1 protein-coding gene is annotated in these 622 nt (G+C 57.6%); it reads left to right on the top strand.

Features of this window, described 5'->3' with window-relative positions; translation table 11 throughout:
- Positions 1-402 (top strand): methyl-accepting chemotaxis protein (locus BN1117_RS03965; RefSeq protein WP_244463507.1); only part of this gene is annotated, 402 nt, incomplete at its 5' end.
- Between the last annotated feature and the right edge of the window lie 220 nt (positions 403-622).

Raw genomic sequence — 622 nt, 5'->3', positions numbered from 1 at the left:
GTGGCGGATGAGGTGCGCACCTTGTCGGGTCGTACCCGCCAGTCAACGGAGGAGATCAGTGCCAGCATCAAGCGGTTGCAGCAAGCGACCCTGAATGTCGGGGCCGGGATGCAACAGAGCCAGGAGAAGGCATCCCAAGCGGGTGCCGAAGCGGCAGATGTGCAGGCGGCGGTTGAGAAGATCAAAAATCAGGTCAGCCTGATCCGCGAGATGAACATGTATATCGCCCAGGCATCGGAAGAGCAGCACTCGGTGGCTGAGGCTGTGAGCCACAGCGTTAACCGGATTGCGACGCTCAATAGCGAGAGTGCCGCCAGAGTGGCACAGGTTGCCGATGCCAGCAGTGATCTACGGCAGCTCTCTTCCCAGCTCGACACCTTGCTCAAGCAGTTTCGGGTGTAGTGAGTCAGCCCCATTTAACAGAGGACTAATCTGCCAATTCTGTACTCCTCCTGTGACAGCAAAGGGGCTAGCGGCGGGAGAGGCCGCTTCGCCCTGAAGCGACAGGTTCCAGATATAGTCTGTATCTTGAACACAACAATGGACGCTCAAGAGGCAGCGCCAGTGCATAGCCTCCGAGGAAAGGGCGAACTGTCTCTGTTGTATGGACTGTGATTGGTCA

Source organism: Aeromonas australiensis (genome assembly GCF_000819725.1).
GTDB classification, from domain to species: Bacteria; Pseudomonadota; Gammaproteobacteria; order Enterobacterales; family Aeromonadaceae; genus Aeromonas; species Aeromonas australiensis.
Note: the sequence above shows the minus strand (reverse complement) of the source record. Positions and strands in the feature narration are given on the sequence as shown.